This is a genomic window from Paenibacillus sp. Paensp38 (assembly GCF_059491915.1).
In genome coordinates this window covers 2,246,144-2,265,165 of record NZ_CP168516.1, presented here as the reverse complement: position 1 = coordinate 2,265,165, position 19,022 = coordinate 2,246,144, and the positions used below count along the sequence as shown (strand labels likewise).

General features: G+C 43.4%; 12 protein-coding genes and 1 pseudogene. 12 read left to right on the top strand and 1 reads right to left on the bottom strand.

Annotated features, from left to right (window positions below; genetic code table 11):
• The first annotated feature begins 325 nt into the window (after positions 1-325).
• The 12 genes and pseudogenes from ACEN8J_RS10165 to ACEN8J_RS10110 all read left to right on the top strand — a co-directional run bounded on the left by ACEN8J_RS10165 (position 326) and on the right by ACEN8J_RS10110 (position 17,916).
• The gene (locus tag ACEN8J_RS10165; protein ID WP_318628322.1) at positions 326-2,419 is read left to right on the top strand and encodes a starch-binding protein; all 2,094 of its coding nucleotides are present in this window, start codon (positions 326-328) and stop codon (positions 2,417-2,419) included.
• Between the two features lie 221 nt (positions 2,420-2,640).
• Positions 2,641-2,757, top strand: a pseudogene (locus ACEN8J_RS10160) (hypothetical protein); the annotation flags it as partial.
• A gap of 315 nt (positions 2,758-3,072) precedes the next feature.
• A complete protein-coding gene (locus ACEN8J_RS10155; RefSeq protein ID WP_341070830.1) occupies positions 3,073-5,769 on the top strand; it encodes a DUF4118 domain-containing protein in 2,697 nt (898 codons plus the stop codon).
• Positions 5,762-6,469 carry a response regulator gene (locus ACEN8J_RS10150; RefSeq protein ID WP_029515325.1) on the top strand — a complete coding sequence of 236 codons (708 nt, stop codon included), beginning with the start codon at positions 5,762-5,764 and terminating at the stop codon, positions 6,467-6,469. The genes ACEN8J_RS10155 and ACEN8J_RS10150 overlap by 8 nt, the downstream gene beginning before the upstream one ends.
• Positions 6,470-6,728: 259 nt before the next feature.
• Complete coding sequence (locus ACEN8J_RS10145; protein ID WP_029515324.1) at positions 6,729-7,061, top strand: hypothetical protein; 333 nt, start codon at positions 6,729-6,731, stop codon at positions 7,059-7,061.
• A 387-nt stretch (positions 7,062-7,448) separates the two neighbouring features.
• On the top strand, positions 7,449-9,155 hold the full coding sequence (locus ACEN8J_RS10140; protein ID WP_029515322.1) for a sensor histidine kinase: 1,707 nt from the start codon (positions 7,449-7,451) through the stop codon (positions 9,153-9,155).
• Positions 9,156-9,157: 2 nt separating this feature from the next.
• Positions 9,158-10,564 (top strand): response regulator transcription factor, encoded by a 1,407-nt coding sequence (locus ACEN8J_RS10135; protein WP_029515321.1) that lies wholly within the window; start codon positions 9,158-9,160, stop codon positions 10,562-10,564.
• Positions 10,565-10,611: 47 nt separating this feature from the next.
• Positions 10,612-12,270: an extracellular solute-binding protein gene (locus ACEN8J_RS10130; protein WP_318628318.1), complete on the top strand. Its 1,659-nt coding sequence runs from the start codon at positions 10,612-10,614 to the stop codon at positions 12,268-12,270.
• A gap of 323 nt (positions 12,271-12,593) precedes the next feature.
• Positions 12,594-14,330: a type 2 periplasmic-binding domain-containing protein gene (locus tag ACEN8J_RS10125; RefSeq protein WP_430025837.1), complete on the top strand. Its 1,737-nt coding sequence runs from the start codon at positions 12,594-12,596 to the stop codon at positions 14,328-14,330.
• A gap of 62 nt (positions 14,331-14,392) precedes the next feature.
• Positions 14,393-15,307, top strand: coding sequence for an ABC transporter permease (locus ACEN8J_RS10120; RefSeq protein WP_029515318.1), 915 nt, complete (start codon positions 14,393-14,395; stop codon positions 15,305-15,307).
• 13 nt (positions 15,308-15,320) lie between these two features.
• Positions 15,321-16,214 (top strand): carbohydrate ABC transporter permease, encoded by an 894-nt coding sequence (locus tag ACEN8J_RS10115; RefSeq protein WP_039274896.1) that lies wholly within the window; start codon positions 15,321-15,323, stop codon positions 16,212-16,214.
• A 64-nt stretch (positions 16,215-16,278) separates the two neighbouring features.
• On the top strand, positions 16,279-17,916 hold the full coding sequence (locus ACEN8J_RS10110; RefSeq protein WP_495594461.1) for a glycoside hydrolase family 13 protein: 1,638 nt from the start codon (positions 16,279-16,281) through the stop codon (positions 17,914-17,916).
• A 7-nt stretch (positions 17,917-17,923) separates the two neighbouring features.
• Here ACEN8J_RS10110 and ACEN8J_RS10105 read toward each other — a convergent pair whose 3' ends face one another.
• Complete coding sequence (locus tag ACEN8J_RS10105; protein ID WP_165150639.1) at positions 17,924-19,015, bottom strand: GerAB/ArcD/ProY family transporter; 1,092 nt, start codon at positions 19,013-19,015, stop codon at positions 17,924-17,926.
• Between the last annotated feature and the right edge of the window lie 7 nt (positions 19,016-19,022).

Genomic DNA, 19,022 nt, shown 5'->3' with positions numbered 1-19,022 from the left:
TATATCAACCATACTTTTACTAGTCAATGCAATTGCAGGGACATTATTCAAATCTAAGAAAACCAGTTCGTAATTGAAGTCAACGTCCAAAAAGTCTTGAAGGCACAGTGAATAATAATGAGGGGGAAAAAAGGCCGTTGGAAATTTATCTTTAATATAAGCATTGACAAATTGTCAAATAAATGAAATCATGTCGTTGAGCTCAATTATGTGCAAACGATTGCCCTTTTTGGAAGCGTATACATGTTGTTTTGCCCTCTTTTATTTACTCCTAATCTCTCAAGAGAGGTTGGTTGTAAAATAAAATTTAAAAGGAGAGTTTAGTATGAGGAGGAAGACAAGCCCCATCTTGAGGCGTACCTGGAGTATCGTTCTCTTTGTCGTATTGTTGTTGCAAACGAATGGCTTTACTCCCGAAGCACAGGCGAATGCCGATGTTCGGCAGTTAGGAGGTTCGGATGCGAAGCTATCGGCTGTCGCAAACTACGAACTCCCGGAAAGAACGAAGGATGGTCTTATTTTTCATGCGTGGAACTGGTCTTTTGACAACATCACCAGAAACCTTCCGGAACTGGCTCAGGCGGGATTTAAAGCGGTGCAAACTTCGCCAATCCAAGCCAGCAAGGAAGGGTTGACAGAAGGCAGCAAGTGGTGGATTTTGTACCAGCCCATCAACTTTAAAATCGGCAACTCTCAATTGGGAAGCAGGGATGATTTCAGACAGCTTTGCCAGGAAGCGGATAAATACGGCATAAGTATCATTGTTGATGTTGTCGCCAATCATACGGGGAATGCGGGCGGTGGAAATCAGCAGTATCAGCCGGCGCATAATGTTGATTCGGCAATCAAGAATAACAGCTATTTCTGGCATGAGGCCAGAGGTGTGGAAAACTGGAATGACCGTTGGCAAGTCACACAGTGGGGAATTGGTCTGCCCGACCTCAACACGTCTAATCAGGAATTGCAAGATATCATTATCGGCTTCCTGAATGACGCCATTTCCTTGGGCGCCGACGGCTTCAGATTCGACGCCGCCAAGCATATTGAGTTGCCCAACGATCCGGGGGGCTCCAACTTCTGGCCCCGGGTACTGGGTTCGTTAAACAATAAAGATAGACTGTTTAATTACGGAGAAGTGCTTCAAGGTGGAGCTGACAACTTTGCCGGCTATGCCAATTACCTCAGCTTGGCCGCCTCCAGCTATGGGGACAGTGTCAGAAGCGCCGTTGGTTATCACGGTGGCATCAATGTTGATGCGGCCAAATCTTTTAACGCTAATAATGTAAGCCCCTCCAAATTAGTTACCTGGGTCGAATCGCATGACACTTATGCCAACGACAACAGCGAATCGACGGGGTTGAACGATTGGCAAATCAAAATGGGCTGGGCAATCATCGCCTCCCGGGCGGAGACGACCTCTCTGTTCTTCAACAGACCGACAGGAGGTGGGAAATTTGCGAATCGGCTCGGCGATGCGGGGAATACGCTCTGGAAGGACCCGGACGTCGTTGCCATTAACAAGTTCCACAATGCCATGGTAGGTCAAGACGAATACATTAGGACGCAAGGGAATCAAATTATGCAGGTTGAACGCGGAACCAAAGGCATGACGATTGTGAATCTTGGAGGCAATGCTCAAATCAACTCCCCTACCAGACTGGAGGACGGCGTTTACCAGAACAAGGCCAATGGTGGTGGATCGTTTACGGTGTCGAACGGCAGAATTACCGGCCATCTGGACGGAGGCAGGATCGCCGTACTGTATAGCGCAGCGCAACAAACTCCGTCAGTATCCGTCGATCCTGGGGAAGGAGCCTTTTTCACAGATTCTGTTAACGTGAGAATGAACTATTCCAATGCAGACTCGGCAACCTACACTTTGAACGGGGGGCCGGTGACTCCGTTCAGTTCGGGAGATATGGTCAGCATTGGCGCTGGAACTCCAATCGGATCGACGTTTGTTCTGAAAATAGTCGCCGCGAATTTGTCTGGTCAAACAGAGAAGATGTTCAGGTATACGAAGGAGGAACCGAGCTCGGGCATGACCGTTCATTTCTACAAGCCTTCCGGCTGGGGAGTACCGAACATCTACTACTACGATGATTCCATGACTCCGCTCAGGGAAGGCTCTGCTTGGCCGGGCGTGGCCATGCAGGATGAAGGCAATGGCTGGTTCGTGTATAGGGCCCCGGACTGGACGCAGGCGAAGGTCATATTCAACTCAAGTGGAAATCAGATACCCGGATCGCAAATGCCTGGATATGCCGTAAGTGGCGAGAGATGGATCAAGGAAGGACGGATTACTCCGCAAAATCCCAATGGGACAAAACCGACGGTTCCGATCGATAAACCGGAAGGAACATTCCAAGGGGATAGTCAGGAGATGCTCAATTACACCGATGTCGACAGTGGTACTTAGAGACTGAACGGCGGTTTTTTACTACCGACCACAAACTAACGATAGGCACGGGTGATCTGCCCGGTGCCCGCTATACGCTGGAAGTGACAGCAAGCAACGCTATAGGGAAAACGAACAATAGCTATACTTTCCCCAAAGCACAAAGCACAGGCGAAGAGATGTTGACTTCCAAGAAAGAAAATACAGCTTGGTCGGGAGGTCCAGGGGAGCGGCTTGTATGAATTGCTTTTGGGAAACCTATCTCATTGCATGAATTCTTTTACCCGCTAATGCAAGGTTACGGCTCGGTCGTTTTGCAATGCAATATTGAGCTTGGCGGTTCAGATCAGCATTTGTCGAGGGACAAGAACATAGTCCTATTGAAAGTCGCTATTTTGGCGGCTTTTTTTGTTGTATAGGCTTTTCAAAAAAACTGAAACTTATTTAAGTTCGCACTTAGCCAGCTTGAGAAAGTTTTTTATATTATTTTGCTGCTATCCTTCCACTGAGAAAGCTAGTATAGAATCAGGATTTTGAGGCTTCTTTAAGGATGTTATTACATAAGAACGGATCTTAATACAATCTTAATGCTGTAGGCGAATTCGTAATACGGTACTGATTTTGCCCATGATATACTAAGGATTGAGAGATATATAATAGAGGGTGGGCACAGGATGGCAGCAAAACAGAACGATGCCGAGTCCATATTTGATCAAATTACTGACTTGCCGGTAAGGAAAAGAAGAGGAAGATTGAAGGTTTATGTTGGATATGCACCAGGTGTTGGGAAGACCTGTGCGATGCTTAGCGACGCCCACGAAGAGCAAAAAGAGGGTATAGATATCGTAGTTGGATATATTGAACATTATGCCCGGCCATACACTGCGGCGCTGTTGGAAGGACTTGAACTTCTTCCTTACATCAAAATTTCAAATAAAGAATCCTCAACTAAGGAATTTGATCTGGACCAAGCGCTCCAGAGAAGCCCTGACCTTATATTATTGGACGATTTGGCCCATACCAACGCGGCAGGATGCCGACATAAAAAAAGATATCAAGATGTCGAGGAGCTTCTTCGCGCAGGAATTCATGTATATACGACGATGAATGTTCAACAGCTCGAAAGCCTAACGGATATTGTTTACTCCATTACTGGCATTTCCGTTGACGAACGCATACCGGACAGTGTATTTGACAGTGCTGATCAGGTGGAATTAGTCGATATTGAACCGGATGATTTAATAGGACGTTTGAATAGGGGAAAGATTTATCCTGAGGGGGAGAATACACAGGCTCATTTATTTACCAAGGAGAAGCTGACGGCTCTACGTGAAATTGCTTTGCGTAATACAGCAAGTCAGTTAAACCGAATTGCGGAGCAAATCAGTGAGCAGGCGATAACAAATGAATCTGATACGAAAGAACATATTCTGGTCTGCCTGTCTTCGGCTGCTTCCAATAAGAAAGTGATCCGAACAGCAGCAAGAATGGCGGCAGCTTTTCATGGTCATTTCACCGCGTTGTTTGTGGAAACACCAGAAGTGAGAGAATTGACATCAAAAAATAAAGCGGAGTTAAGGGAAAACCTTAGGCTGGCTGAGCAAATGGGTGCACAAATCGCAACGATGTATGGAGACGATATTCCAGGACAGATTGCCGAATATGTCAAAACAAGCCATGTATCGAAAATTGTCCTAGGACGCTCCCCTTACAAGAGGAGAGGGCTTGCAAAATCCAATGTAATGGATAAACTAACGGCCTTGCTTCCTAATATTGAAATCTATATTATCCCCTATACTCAGTCCTCCTTATATAAAAGATTGCCTTTTTACGAAAAATACCCAATGCTGTCGTTGGCAGATACTATCAAGACCATTGTTATCTTGGCTGTGTGCACAATTATTGGCTTGTGGTTTAAGTATTTGGAATTCCGAGAAGCTAACATTATCACCGTGTACATTCTAGGGGTTTTGTTAAATGCAATTGTGACCAAGGGCAGAATGTATAGCGCCATTTCTTCGGTTATGAGTGTACTTGTGTTTAATTATTTCTTTACCGAGCCTTATTATTCTTTACAGGCTTATGATTCAGGCTATCCGGTCACCTTTCTGGTCATGCTGGCTGCTTCTTTCATGACGAGTACACTAACTATGCGAGTAAGAGAGCAGGCTCGGCAATCCGCGCAAAAAGCTTACCGTACCGAGGTGCTTCTGGAAACAAGCCGGAAATTGCAACAGGCCAAAGACTCTCCGGCTATTATTAATGAAATGGCGCATCAAATGGTGAAGTTGTTGGACAGAATGGTCATTTTCTATTCAGTTGACCAAGGGGTACTGTTGGCGCCGCAGTTTTTTCCAAAGAAAGAATCTGCAGTTGATCCAGGGGTCTACACAGGAGGCTACGAACGTGCAGTTGCAGAGTGGGTATATAAAAACAACAAGCGTGCAGGAGCTACGACGGATACTTTTTTTGGCGCTAAGTGTCTATATCATGCGGTGCGTGGAGGAGATCAGGTTCTTGCGGTGGTAGCTATTGTAATGGATAAGGAAGAACCTTTAGAAGTTTTTGAAAATAGCCTAATGCTTGCCATGCTGGGAGAATGCGCGCTGGCGCTGGAGAAAGAAAAACTGAACCAAAGACAACAAGAGATCTCCATGCAAATCCAGCAGGAGCAACTCCGTGCCAGTCTGCTTCGGTCCATTTCTCATGATTTACGCACTCCTCTTACCAGCATCTCAGGCAATGCGGGGATTCTTCTTGGAAACTCAGAGGTACTAAACGAGGAACAAAAAAAAGGTCTATATACGGATATATATGACGATTCCATGTGGCTGATCAATTTAGTAGAAAATTTGCTGTCCATTAGTCGAATCGAAGGTGGTACTCTAAATCTTAATTTTCAGGCAGAATTAATGGAGGAAGTCATTTCGGAGGCTCTGCTTCATGTGAATCGCAACAGTGTGAAGCATGTCATTCAGACGGAATTGGATGATGAATTGATGATGGCTCGAATGGACTCCCGACTTATTGTTCAGGTATTGATCAATATGATTGATAATGCAATCAAGTATACCCAAGATGACTCTCACATCACGATTTCCGCAAGACACGAAAGACATATAGTCGTTGTAGAAATCTCAGATGATGGCCCCGGTATTTCTTCAGAAGAAGTCAAGGTCAGACTGTTTGAGATGTTTTATACGGCAGACAACATTCATGGGGACGGACGCCGTGGATTAGGGCTGGGGCTTTCTCTGTGCAAATCAATTGTGAATGCTCATGGAGGTACTATTGGTGTTAAGGACAATGTCCCTAAAGGGACGATTTTTTATTTTACCCTGCAAGCTGAGGAAGTGAATGTTCATGAATAAACCTTTTATCCTTGTTGTGGAGGACGATAAACCCATCCGCAAGCTGATTACGACAACCCTGGAGACACAGGGTTATAAATACCATACGGCTGAAACAGGGGAAGCATCGATTTTAGAAGCAGTATCCAAGCAGCCGGACCTAATGATTCTGGATTTGGGGCTGCCGGATATGGACGGTGTAGATATCATAAAAAAGCTTCGTGCATGGTCGAATATGCCTATTATCGTGGTCAGCGCACGCAGCGAAGATCGGGATAAAATAGATGCGCTGGATGCCGGAGCGGACGATTATCTAACAAAGCCCTTCAGTGTAGAAGAACTGCTGGCCAGACTTCGAGTCAGTTTACGAAGAATTCGAAATGACAGTGATAAGCTCCTGAAGGATGCTTCCAGCTTTATTAATGGAAATTTGAGAATTGATTATGCAGCAGGATGCGTATGGATTGGAGAAGAAGAAATTCACCTGACCCCAAGCGAATATAAACTGCTTTGCCTGCTGGCAAAACATGTAGGCAAAGTACTGACCCATAATTTTATTCTGCATGAAATCTGGGGCAGCCACAGCTATGACATTCCTGCCCTGCGTGTGTTTATGGCAACGCTGAGAAAAAAAATAGAAAAAACATCATCACAAACTAAGTTTATTCAAACACATATCGGAGTTGGTTATCGTATGCTTCAGGTTGGAGATGATGGCTAGGTAATCATATTATAATGATGTAATTAGAGATCATGCTCTTTTGGAGCATGGTCTCTTTATTTTTCATCTGTCATCTAAATCTTAAGGTGATCTTTATACCTATATGAAAACCCTAATCCTAAACTAATGGTGAAAATGTTACGCTGAATTCGGAAGTAGAGAGGATAAGGAGGTTTGGCATGTGAGATGGGCACTCCCATGTTCGTCTGTTTCATCGGCTAAGCTGTCAACTGAGTGGAAAGGGAAAGAGGTATGGGGAATGAATGAAATTTTAACAATTGCGGGTCTGATCTCAATTGTGCTGGCGGTGCTGTATTTCGTTAAAAAAATATATGATTTTATCGATTTGCAGAAGGTGACACGGAAGGATATCTATGAGAACTATGATATCTATAAAGCAGCTCAGAAGTTTGCTCTCGGTACACCCGTCGATGAGATCAGAGAAATCCTGACAAACAGCTATGAGTTAGACGATAACCAGGTTGAAGAGACAATGCTTTTGGCTCTTCCTCATCGGCACGATACAGATGGTGGTTATCTTGCCTTTATCAAGGCTGTAAATCGGGTGCTGGAACAAGAGGTTTACAGCTAAACGTTAGTAAGAAGGAAAAATATGAATCGTTAGGCCGCGTTACTGGTGTTTGCTCCCAACTTGGCCAGAGAACAATTTCTACAAGTGCTGAGTGAAGGAGAGAAATTATTTGTTGCTGTATGCAAAGAGGAAGAGAGAATAAGTTCTATGAATTCCATGAAAGCGTTTGACATATTTGAATATCAATCTATAATTATGAACAGAATTGGACCTCCCCGAGATGGAGGTATCCTGATTTTTTCAATCTGAATCGGATTAAGATGTCGCCAATTTTCAAATAGGTCGCTGCCTATGAGGAAGACGATAATTGATAGAGCTGTTATTCATAAACAGCAAGCTCATAACCAGGGGCTTGCTCTTTCATTTACCTAAGGAGAATGGGTCGGAATGACACTTAAAAAAAGAATCTTTTTATTGTTTTTTCTCAGCGCATTTATTCCCTTTATCAGTATATTTGCAATTTCTTACTATACCATTGATTCCATTTTTGCGAATAAAATCAATGATGGAATTAGGAGCAATCTACAGCAGGTAACTTCATCACTGGAAAATTCAATTACCAACCTGAATCATGTTACTCAGCAATTATCCTATAGTGGTACATTAGGCAAAAAACTGGATGAAGTCTTGAAGCCTTCCTCCAATATATTTGAATTGATTGAGGCTAGAGATGAATTAAAGAATGAGTTAAATGTCGTAACGTTTACTAATCCGAATATAGGTCTGACCTTATACTATTTCCAGAAAGAAGGCACTACACAGTTCGCTAACTTTCCCATCAAAGATCGTTTTTCTCCCGAGTCTTTGCCTGTGCTTTCCAAATCATATGGCATTGCGTACTATGGTCCCCATATGAGTATGAACCGATTTGATGATCAGCTTGTTTTATCTGCTATGCGAAAGGTACAGCTGCCTCAAAGGGACGATGTATATATTTACATCGAATCCGGCTTTCGTCTTACACAGGATATACTGGGTTACAATCAATACAAAGGAGCTTTATCGCATTTAATCCTGAATGGTGAGGGCAACATTGTTTACAGTGAAATTCCAGAAGCGATGAAGGTCGGAGAGAATTTTTCCAGCATATCGAAAGGTACTGCAAAAGATGGAATATCCCGTGATTACCATTGGTTTAAGGAGGACTCCAGTCAGAACTGGAGCGTCATATCGGTAATTTCGCAGGCTAAGTATCAACAGGAGAAAAACCAGTGGTTGCTTCAAATATTACTGGTCGCTTTATTTTTTCTCGGCTTTACCGTATTTCTGGCTTGGCTTCTGTGGAAGATGGTTTACAAACCATTAGGTCTGTTCCATTCGGAAATTAACGGAATGTCTCAGAATCCACAAAAGGCAGGCAGCCAGACCCGCACTCAAATTCCCGAGTTTGATTTTCTGTTGGGGGAATTCTCAAATATGCAGCATCAAATCGGCGACCTGTTCAAGGAAGTGCAGCAGAAAGAGAAGATTCGTGCAGATTTGGAAGTGGAAAAATTGTTATATCAGATCAATCCTCACTTTCTGATGAATACGCTGGATACTGTGCACTGGCTGGCCGTCATGAACGGACAAGGGGAGATTGACAAGTTGGTGCAATCCTTAAACAAGCTGTTGTATTACAATTTGGGTAAATTAGGGCAAGTATCCACGATGGAAGAGGAAATTGATGCGCTAAGACAGTACCTAATCTTGCAGCAAATTCGATATGACTTTGAATTTGACGTACGTATTTCAGCGGATGATCAAGTGCTTCAAATACCTGTGCCTCGTTTTATTTTGCAACCGTTGGTTGAAAATTCACTTTATCATGGACTGAGTGACGAAGGTTTTATTCAAATTGAAGTTACACTTGCTAAAACGCTGAATATTTTAATACAGGATAATGGAGCAGGCATGACCGAGGAAGCGATTCAAAGACTTCTGAATAATCGTATAACTGAACATAAAAAAGTAGGGATGGGCATTGGACTCAATTATGTCCACCGCATGTTGAGGGCACAGTACGGAGATCAAGCACAACTGGTGATCGAAAGTGAATTGGGTACAGGGACAAGTATACTGCTCATACTTCCTATCAAAGGAGAAGATGTTTGAGGATGATTAAGGTATTGATAGTGGATGACGATAAATTAGTACGAAAAGGAATAAGCTCTGCGATGCCGTGGAACGAGTTCAATATGGAGGTTGTAGGAGAAGCAAGTAACGGGTTGAAAGCACTGGATTTTCTGAAAGCCCAACCGGTCGATCTGATGTTGACGGATCTCGCGATGCCGGTGATGTCAGGTATTGAACTGATGCGAGCTGCAAGGCAGCTCTATCCAGAACTACATATTGTCGTATTAACACTGCATCAAGATTTCGATTATATCCAGGAAGCGCTCAGACTTGGAGCCATCGACTATATAGCCAAAGTTCAGCTCGAGAAGGAGCAATTCGAACACGTGCTGCATCGAATACATGCTCGGATTGACGAGCTGGCGAATACAAGACGAAAGCTGCCTCTGCTAAGTGAGACCAATGTCCATTATCGCCATGTGTATGCACTTGTTTCACTGGATCGCAAGTCAGGACAGAGCTGGCCGATTGAACTGACATCCAATGTAGACGAGATCCGATGGGAGGTTGAACGGAACTGTTGGATGTGGACGGCACCCATGGACGTAGAGGATCAGCTGTTCCATAAACTGAAGGAATCCCTGGATCAAGTTCCCCAAGGCGCCTTGCTGGTTATATCCGATGTACAAGACCGAACATGGTCGCAAATCCAAAACTGGATTATGAATTATACAGAAACGTCCTTATTCTATGCATACAACCCTTATGATCCTGTCATTGCCGTTTCGATGGATGTGGAGGACTCTTTTCCAATAGAACCGAAGGATGAAGACATGGATTGTATTAAGCAAAGTTGGTTCCTATCACCATGGACCCACAACGATAGTTACTACAACCAACTGATTGAACAGCTCAAATCACTAAGACTGCATAAAGGCCAGCTGATGGGATTGCTATACTCTATAGTTATGGAATGGAATCACCTTTTTGCCCAGACTACGCTGGGTAGAATCTCAATGATCCATTCTTTTCAATCCTGGTACGAGGTAGAAGAGTGGATCAAGCAGACCTCTGAGGGCATTCGTAAGTCAGATGAACAGACTTCGTATTCACAGGAAATTGTAGACGCCGTGAAAAAAGCGATTATGATCATGCACAATGATTTGGACCAAGCTTTTACAGCTTCAGGTCTGTCCCAGCAACTGAACATCAGCCGAAGCTATTTCAGTCAATGCTTCAAGGATCTGATGGGGAAAACCTTTAATGAATACTCCCGATTTATACGAATAGAGAAGTCTAAAGAGTATTTATTGAATACAAACAACACGATTTTCTGGATTGCGGAGCGAGTGGGTTATACGGATGAAAAATATTTCAGCCGAATTTTTCGCGAATTGACAGGTCTGCTACCAAGCGAATATCGACACCTCGGCAGAGGGGATAAATAGCGTACTCTCCCAGATGACCAATAAACCGGGCGAAAGAGGGGAAAGCGATGATTAAGAAGATGGCTGCATGTGTTCTTGTCGTCAGCTTAATTGCAGTGACCGTATATTTCAGCAAACCATACTTCCGGGAATCGCCAATGGGACCAACGAAAACAATCTCGGACACTGCCGCTGCCGATCCATTTGGGAAATATGAACATCCCGTTTCCATCCGACTGGGATATGCGGTAGACCCAACAGGCGCGGATCTCTCTGGAGGAGAAACACTTGAGAAGAATATATGGAAAACGGTGATTAAACAAAACCTTAACATTGATGTCCAGGTATTATGGCAGGTATCGAAGGAAAATCTGAGTCAGAAAATCGACCTGGCTATCGCCAGCAATGATCTGCCGGATGCCATGATTGTAAATCAGCTGCAGCTGAACGAGATGATCAAGGCTGGTGAAATTGAAGATCTAACCGAGGCATACAATAGCAGCGCATCACCGGAAATAAAAAAAATTATTGATAGCACAAACGGATTGGCTATGGAACAAGTGACCTTCGCTGGCAAGATAATGGCTGTTCCTTCTGTGACAGCGGAAGACTTCAGCATGCTCTGGATTCGACAGGATTGGCTGGACCGTCTTGGACTGAAACCGCCGAAAACGGTAGATGATCTGGAAGCTATCGCCAAGGCCTTTGTGGAGAATGACCCAGATGGAAACAGTAAGCGGGATACGATTGGCCTTGCTTCAAGCACTGGACTGTATAACGATTTCAACAACAGTGCTTTTTCTTTTGATCTAACGCCAATCTTCGCAGCATATGGATCTTTTCCGGGATATTGGCTGAGCAAAGATGGAAAACCTGTATACGGTTCGGTTCTACCGGAAACGAAGGACGCCTTGGTCAAACTGCGTGAAATGTACGCCAAAGGCCTTCTCGATCCAGAACTGGGTCTCCGCAAAGAAGCGGAAGAAACAGTTATTAACGGTCAGGCGGGGATGTTCTTTCAAGGTTTTTATGCTGGGTACTGGCCCCTTCCGAGCGCTTGGCAGAACGAGCCGGAGGCGAACTGGCAAGCATACGCACTCCCACTGGATGCAAACGGTGCATACCATGTGAAGGTGGATAATCCGTCAAGTTCATTCTTGGTGGTACGAAAAGGATATGCTCATCCCGAAGCGATCATAAAAATTAACAATCTGTACCTTCGTGATGAGTTCAAGTACGGTACGCGTTTTATGCTGGGCCGCAATTTCTTAGCTCCGACAGATGAAGCACGATTTGAAACAAAGGCCGCGCAGGATATTCTGATGGGAACCAAAACACCCGCCGATTTCAAGGACAAGTCTGAATACAAATTGCTGGAAAATTTGGTTTCGACAATAAAACAAACCAAATTGAAGCCTTATGATCAATATGGTATTTCCTATTGGAATGAACACAGCAACAGCTTTATGCGGGGTTATTCGCTTCTAGTAGGCGGAAGAAATTTTTTCGATCCAAACATCCATAAAGTTCGAAGCCTTACCTATATACGAACTCCAACGATGGAGAAGGCTTGGGGTGAACTATCAAAACTGGAACATGATACATTTTTAAAAATTATTTTAGGCGCTGAACCGACCGATTCATTTGATCAATTTGTCGAGGAATGGAAGAAACAAGGGGGCGATCAAGTGACTGTGGAGGTGACTGCACTCCATAACCATCGCTGAAGACCATCATGAATGTGATACGATAAATTCTATAAGACACGTTTATAATTCCATTAATCAAGCCGACGATTCCTGTTTCAGGAGCTGCCGGTTTTTTTGTTCTTCACTTTGATTAGTAAGTAAGGATAGACAAATGTATGTCGGTAGGTAGGATAAATGCTTACAAGCCAACATTGGCTTTTTGATCCCAAATGAAACCGCATACATTCCTCTATCCAAACAGACGTTCAATCCCTATCTCGATTTGTCTTCTCCGAGCTTTATAATGAAAGCGCAAACAACAATGATAGAGAAATATTCAGAACGAAGGGGAATCGAATGTGATGAGAACTAAATGGTTCATAAAAAGCAAATTGTTGACGAGACGTCTGGCTGCGCTGTCGATGTCTGCCCTGGTGATTTCAACCCTTGCAGCCTGTGGGGGCTCCTCCAACCCTCCCACTGCGGAGGAAGCGGGCAAGTATGAGGCAACACCGGGAGACCCATTCAGTGCCTATAAAGACGAAATAACCGTAACGATGGGTCGTGTAACTACAGCCAACCCGAAACTGCCGGCTGGAGATACGTATGAGAACAACGCGTATACTCGGCTAGTTAAAGAAACGTTTAACGCTAAGATTAAAGACCAATTTGAAGCCAACGGAGAAGATTACAGCCGTCAGGTTTCTCTCGCCATCGCCTCTGGGGAACTGCCTGACATGATGCGTGTTGATTCCAAGGATGAACTCAAAGAACTGGTTGATAATGATCTGATTGAAGATATGACGGAAATTTACAAACAATATGCCACAGATAACATCAAGAACATTTACGACTCTTATGAGGGCCGTGCATTAGACAGTGCAACGATAGATGGACGTTTAATGGGACTTCCGGCTACTTCCCTAGATTCCGCGCCAACCATGGTCTGGGTTCGTCAGGATTGGCTGGATCTACTGGGAATCCAACTTGACGCAGACGGAGACGGGGCCATCAAGCTGGATGATGTGGAGAAAACGGCTGAGGAATTCCTGAAAAGAGATCCTGGCCAATCCGGGAAACCGGTAGGTATTCCCTTTGTGAACACCCTGAATACAAGTGACTATAATGCTTCTGCCTATACCATGCTGGGAGTTGCCTCCACCAAGGGTGCATTCCCTCAATACTGGATGAAGGGGAAGGACGGCAGCATTATTTATGGCTCGACAACAAAGGAAACCAAGCAGATGTTAGGCGTCATGGCAGATTGGTTCAAGAGAGGCCTCATCGACCCGCAATTTGGAACACGCACATTTGATGATATTACGGCACTGTACACCAACGGCCAAAGTGGTATTGCTTTTGGACCATGGCATATTCCTGACTGGGGTCTGAGTAGCGTGAAGCAGATGGATAAGAATGCGAAATTCACGGCTTACACTTTGGAGGATGCAGACGGAAAGGTAAACGTGGCACACGCCAATCCAGCTAATCAGTTTATCGTTGTGAGAAAAGGATATGAACACCCGGAACTCGCCGTTAAAATAGTAAACCTTTTCTATGATAAATTGGCAAATGATAAAAATGTGGAAACATCTATGCCAGAAGCCGCCAAGTATCAAGAGAACGGCGTAGACGGTTCTACCAGACCTTTTAATATTGAAGTCAACTCGGCTACCTCGCTGCTGGATGATTACTCTGACATTGTTCGCGGAATTAAAGGGGAGATTAGTTTGGAACAGGTCCGGACAACAGAATCAAAGAACAATATTAAAAGTATTCAAACCTACTTGAGCGATATGGATACGGATAACGTAACATCCTGGGCGAAATATCACTCGCGTATCAACGGAGTGGGACTCATCGACAAACTGACACGGGAAAACAAATTCGTTTGGATGACACCCGCCTTCTCTGGCACTACACCAAGCATGAAACAGACATGGGCTAATCTGACCAAGATGGAGCAGGAATCTTTCATCAAAATCGTGACTGGTGCAGAATCTCTGGATTACTTCGATACTTTCGTTAGCAATTGGAAGAAACAAGGTGGTGACCAGGTAATTCAGGAAATTGAAGACGAAGCTGCATCCGAAAAATAAACAATCATGAACTGCTAGAAGGGCTGCGATAAGCAGCCTTTCTTCAGGAAAGGGGTCCATCCATGAAACAGGGAAATGATAGAGCAAAAGGTCGGTTGGGCACGGGTGCCATGTATCATTTGATGATGCTTCCGGGGATTTTATTTTTACTGGTATTCAGCTATGTTCCGATGGTCGGTGTCATTACGGCGTTTCAGGATTATATACCAGCCAAGGGGATGTTTGGCTCCAAATTTGTAGGGCTGAAGCATTTTATTTATATGTTTAAGCTGCCGGACATCGCACAGGTTTTTAGTAATACGTTGGTGATTGCCATTGCCAAGATTCTATTGGGAACAATGATGGCTATCATTTTTTCCATCTTGTTAAATGAGATCCGCATCAAATTCGTTAAAAAATCCGTACAGACAATTGTTTATTTGCCACACTTTTTATCCTGGGTAGTTCTAGCATCCGTGGTTGTTAACATGTTCAGTTTGGATGGAATAGTGAATCAAATTTTGGCTTTTTTCGGTCTGGAGAATATTAATTTTCTCGGCAGCAACACCTGGTTCCAGCCGCTGATTATTGGGACAGACGTGTGGAAGGAGTTCGGTTACAGTTCCATCGTCTATTTGGCTGCAATTACTTCGATTGATCCGGGTCTGTATGAAGCGGCAGGAATGGATGGAGCCAGCTGGTGGAGAAAAGTATGGCATATTACATTGCCAGGCATGCTGCCTATTATCCTGCTCATGGGAGTGATGAGTCTGACCAATATTTTGAGTGCCGGCTTCGATCAAATTTATAATCTGTATAATCCGGTTGTCTATGAATCGGGGGATATTCTGGATACTTATGTATATCGGATTGGACTCGTTGGGCGACAGTATAGCTTCGGTACGGCTGTTGGTCTGTTTAAGTCAGTGATCGGTATTGTTTTGCTATTATCCGCCAACCATTTGGCCAAGAAATACACCGACCGAAAAATATTCTAAGGAGGCAAAGCCTATGCCGTATTCTGTAAGCCTAAAAGATCGAATTGGCCGGTTTGTCATCAATACCATCGTCATATTGCTGGCATTGATCTGCCTTCTTCCTTTATGGAATATCGTTGCGATTTCATTCAGCAGCAGCGAGGCCGTGTCAGCTAATGCTGTAGGTCTCGTACCGGTCAATTTTACAACAGCAGCGTATACGAAAATTATTGATGATGCTCAGTTCTGGCGTTCCTTTGGCATATCTGTTCTACGTGTTGTGCTTACACTTATTCTCAACATGATTCTTATTATTTTAATGGCATACCCGCTCTCCAAGTCGAAAAGGGAATTTAGAGGCAGAAACATTTATATGAATGTCATGATTTTTGCCATGCTGTTCAGCGGTGGGATGATCCCGAGTTATCTACTGATCAAAAACCTCGATATGCTTAATACAATTTGGTCGCTTGTTCTACCGGGTGCGGTCCCTATATTCAGTGTCATCCTTGTCATGAACTTCTTCTCTGCTGTACCTAAGGCGCTAGAAGAAGCAGCATTCATCGATGGGGCGAATCCGCTCCAGGTCCTGTTTAAAGTGTATGTTCCCGTGTCCATCCCTGCGCTGGCGACGGTAGCACTATTCAGTATCGTGGGAACGTGGAATGATTTCTTCAGCGGTTTGATCTATATGACCCAAGTTAGCAATTATCCGCTAATGACTTATATTCAGTCCCTTAATGTGAACATTGCGGAACTTCTTCAATCCGGCACCAACTCAGCACAACTCAGCAACTTGACTGAAATTTCAAACAAAAATTTAAATGCGGCCAAAATCGTAGTCGCTGTCATCCCGCTGCTGCTGATTTATCCGCTGCTTCAAAAATATTTTGTGACTGGAATTGTTGTAGGATCGGTAAAAGAGTAATTATATGCTGTGACTTGCTTAAGATAAAAATACTATTTGTGTATTGGAAGGGTTGTAATGAACAATGGAAAATAAAAATTGGTGGAAAGAAATCGTTGTATACCAGATATATCCACGGAGCTTTCAAGATAGTAATGGTGATGGAATCGGCGATTTGAAAGGAATTGTTTCCCGTCTGGACTATTTGCAGCAACTTGGTGTCGGTGCAATTTGGCTATCACCAGTTTGTAAATCCCCTCAGGATGATTTTGGTTATGATATTTCGGACTATCGGGATATTGATCCGATGTTCGGGTCTTTGGATGATATGGGGATGTTAATTGATGAAGCTGGGAAGCGTGACATTCGAATCATAATGGATTTGGTGTTAAACCATACTTCCGATGAGCATCCCTGGTTTCAAGAAGCAAAAAAAAGCAAAGAAAATCCGTACCATGACTATTATGTCTGGAGAGATGGCGTTGAAGGAATACCACCAAACGATTTGGGTTCCATCTTTGGTGGTTCAGCTTGGGAATGGGTACCCGAGATAGGGCAATATTATTTACATCTTTTTTCTGTAAAACAGCCGGATCTCAACTGGGAAAACCCAAAAGTCCGACAAGAGATTTACGAAATGATCAATTGGTGGATAAGCAAGGGTGTAGGCGGTTTTCGACTTGACGTAATTGACTTAATCGGAAAAGAGCCAGATTTGAAAATTACCAGCAACGGGCCGAATCTGCATAAGTATATCAGGGAACTCAGCAAGGAGACGTTTCAAAAAGCTGGAGACCTGCTGACGGTTGGAGAAACATGGGGCGCTACGCCAGAGATCGCCAAATTGTATAGCAACCCGGACGGCAGTGAGTTCTCAATGGTATTTCAATTTGAACATATTAGTTTGGACGAACAAGCGGGGAAAGGGAAGTGGGATCTTAAGCCTCTAGATTTTTTAGAATTAAAAAAAGTGTTGTCTAAATGGCAGACAGAGCTGAAGGGGGATGCCTGGAACAGTTTGTTTTGGAATAATCACGACTTACCCCGAATCGTTTCTCGTTGGGGAGATGACGGAGAATACAGGATAGAATCGGCTAAAATGTTGGCAACCCTTCTTCATGGCATGCGAGGCACACCATACATTTATCAGGGGGAAGAATTAGGAATGACGAATGTTCAATATCCAATTGAAGACTATCGGGATATTGAGTTACTAAATTTCTACAAAGATAGAATTGAGAAAGGATACCCTGAAGACAAAGTTATGGAGTCAGTCTTTGCAAAGGGGCGTGATAACGCTCGAACACCAATGCAGTGGGACGCTTCCGACAACGCTGGTTTTACATTAGGGAACCCTTGGATTAAAATAAACCCGAATTATAAGGATATCCATGCACAAGAAAGTTTAAATAACCCTGAATCCATATTCCATTATTATCGGAAACTAATCCGATTAAGGAAAGATCATGAAGTGATCATATATGGGGATTATGAGCTGATGTATCCCGAGAATAAAGATTTGTTCGCTTACACTCGAACGCTGAAAGGAGCCAAACTACTTGTAGTATGTAATTTTCAAAAATACACAACCCATCTCCCACTTCAGAAAGAGCTGGCAGAGACTAAGCAGTTGCTAATATCCAATTATCCAAATAACATGTCTGAAATAGAAATGCGTCCTTATGAAGCGAGGATGTACCTTATCGATACACTCCATAAATGAAAAGGTCTCAGCTTTTTAGATTTCTTTTTTTGATGACAATAACCACAAATAGTAACAAAGGGAGGAGAATTTGAAAAATAGGAAACCAGGAATTAAGAACAAATTTCCGACCGATTACCATGTGATGAGTATAGTTAGGCGACAAAAAAGAAAGCCCATAAATAAGTGCAGCAAGGGGAAGAATCCATTTTTTAAATCCGACTCCAGTTATTTTTTCAAGTCCTATCACTGCACCGTTAAAAAATAAAGACATTTTGATGATCAAGCCAAGAAAAAGAAGCAAGGTGAAAAGGGCATCCATTCGTTCGAACAGATCTGCTAATTCAATCAACTGAACGGTTTCCAAAAGTGGAAGTGTGCTATTAGCGGCGATCTTAGGTCCGAGAACAAAAATATCCAATTGATTAATAAATGTTAGAGCAAGTGCGGTCACTATATAGGCAAAGAAAACGGGTTTTGTGAGATTCCGGCCTTTATGTACGAGCGGATAAAATACAAGAAATAACACAGTTTGTCCGAATGGAAAGGAGATAAGCTCAGGAATAGCGGCTTTAAATATGGGTTTCCATCCTTCCTCTAAAACTGGAAGGGAATTTTCCAAGTGAAAGAGACCAGTTGCCGGAATTAATATACTAATTATGGCGTATCCAAGTACAAAAAAAGGGAAAAGGAACAAGCAAAATAAGAAAAATGCTTTGTAGCCGTAACGAACCGTGTTGGATACAACCACGATTGTGATCAAGATGATGATCCACAAAGGGGTTTGGCGGAGCAATGTCATTACTGTCACCTCGCCTAAATCGCGTATGTTCCGAGAAGCTTCATATGTAAAATACAGCACAAAAAGTAAATTGATGAGTGTGCCCACATATTTCCCAGTGTAACGGCGAAACAACATGAACAAATCTAATTCAGGATCTTGATGGTGAATAACAAGATGGAGCTTTAGCAGAAGTAGTCCTGCTAAAGCTCCTATCAACATGACTAACCAAGCATCTTGATTTGCTTCAGCCCCCATTAAAAACAAAGTTGTACTTCCAACTTCAAATAAAGACATACAAATGATCAACTCGGATAGTCGGATTGTATTTTGACGCATGGCTTCA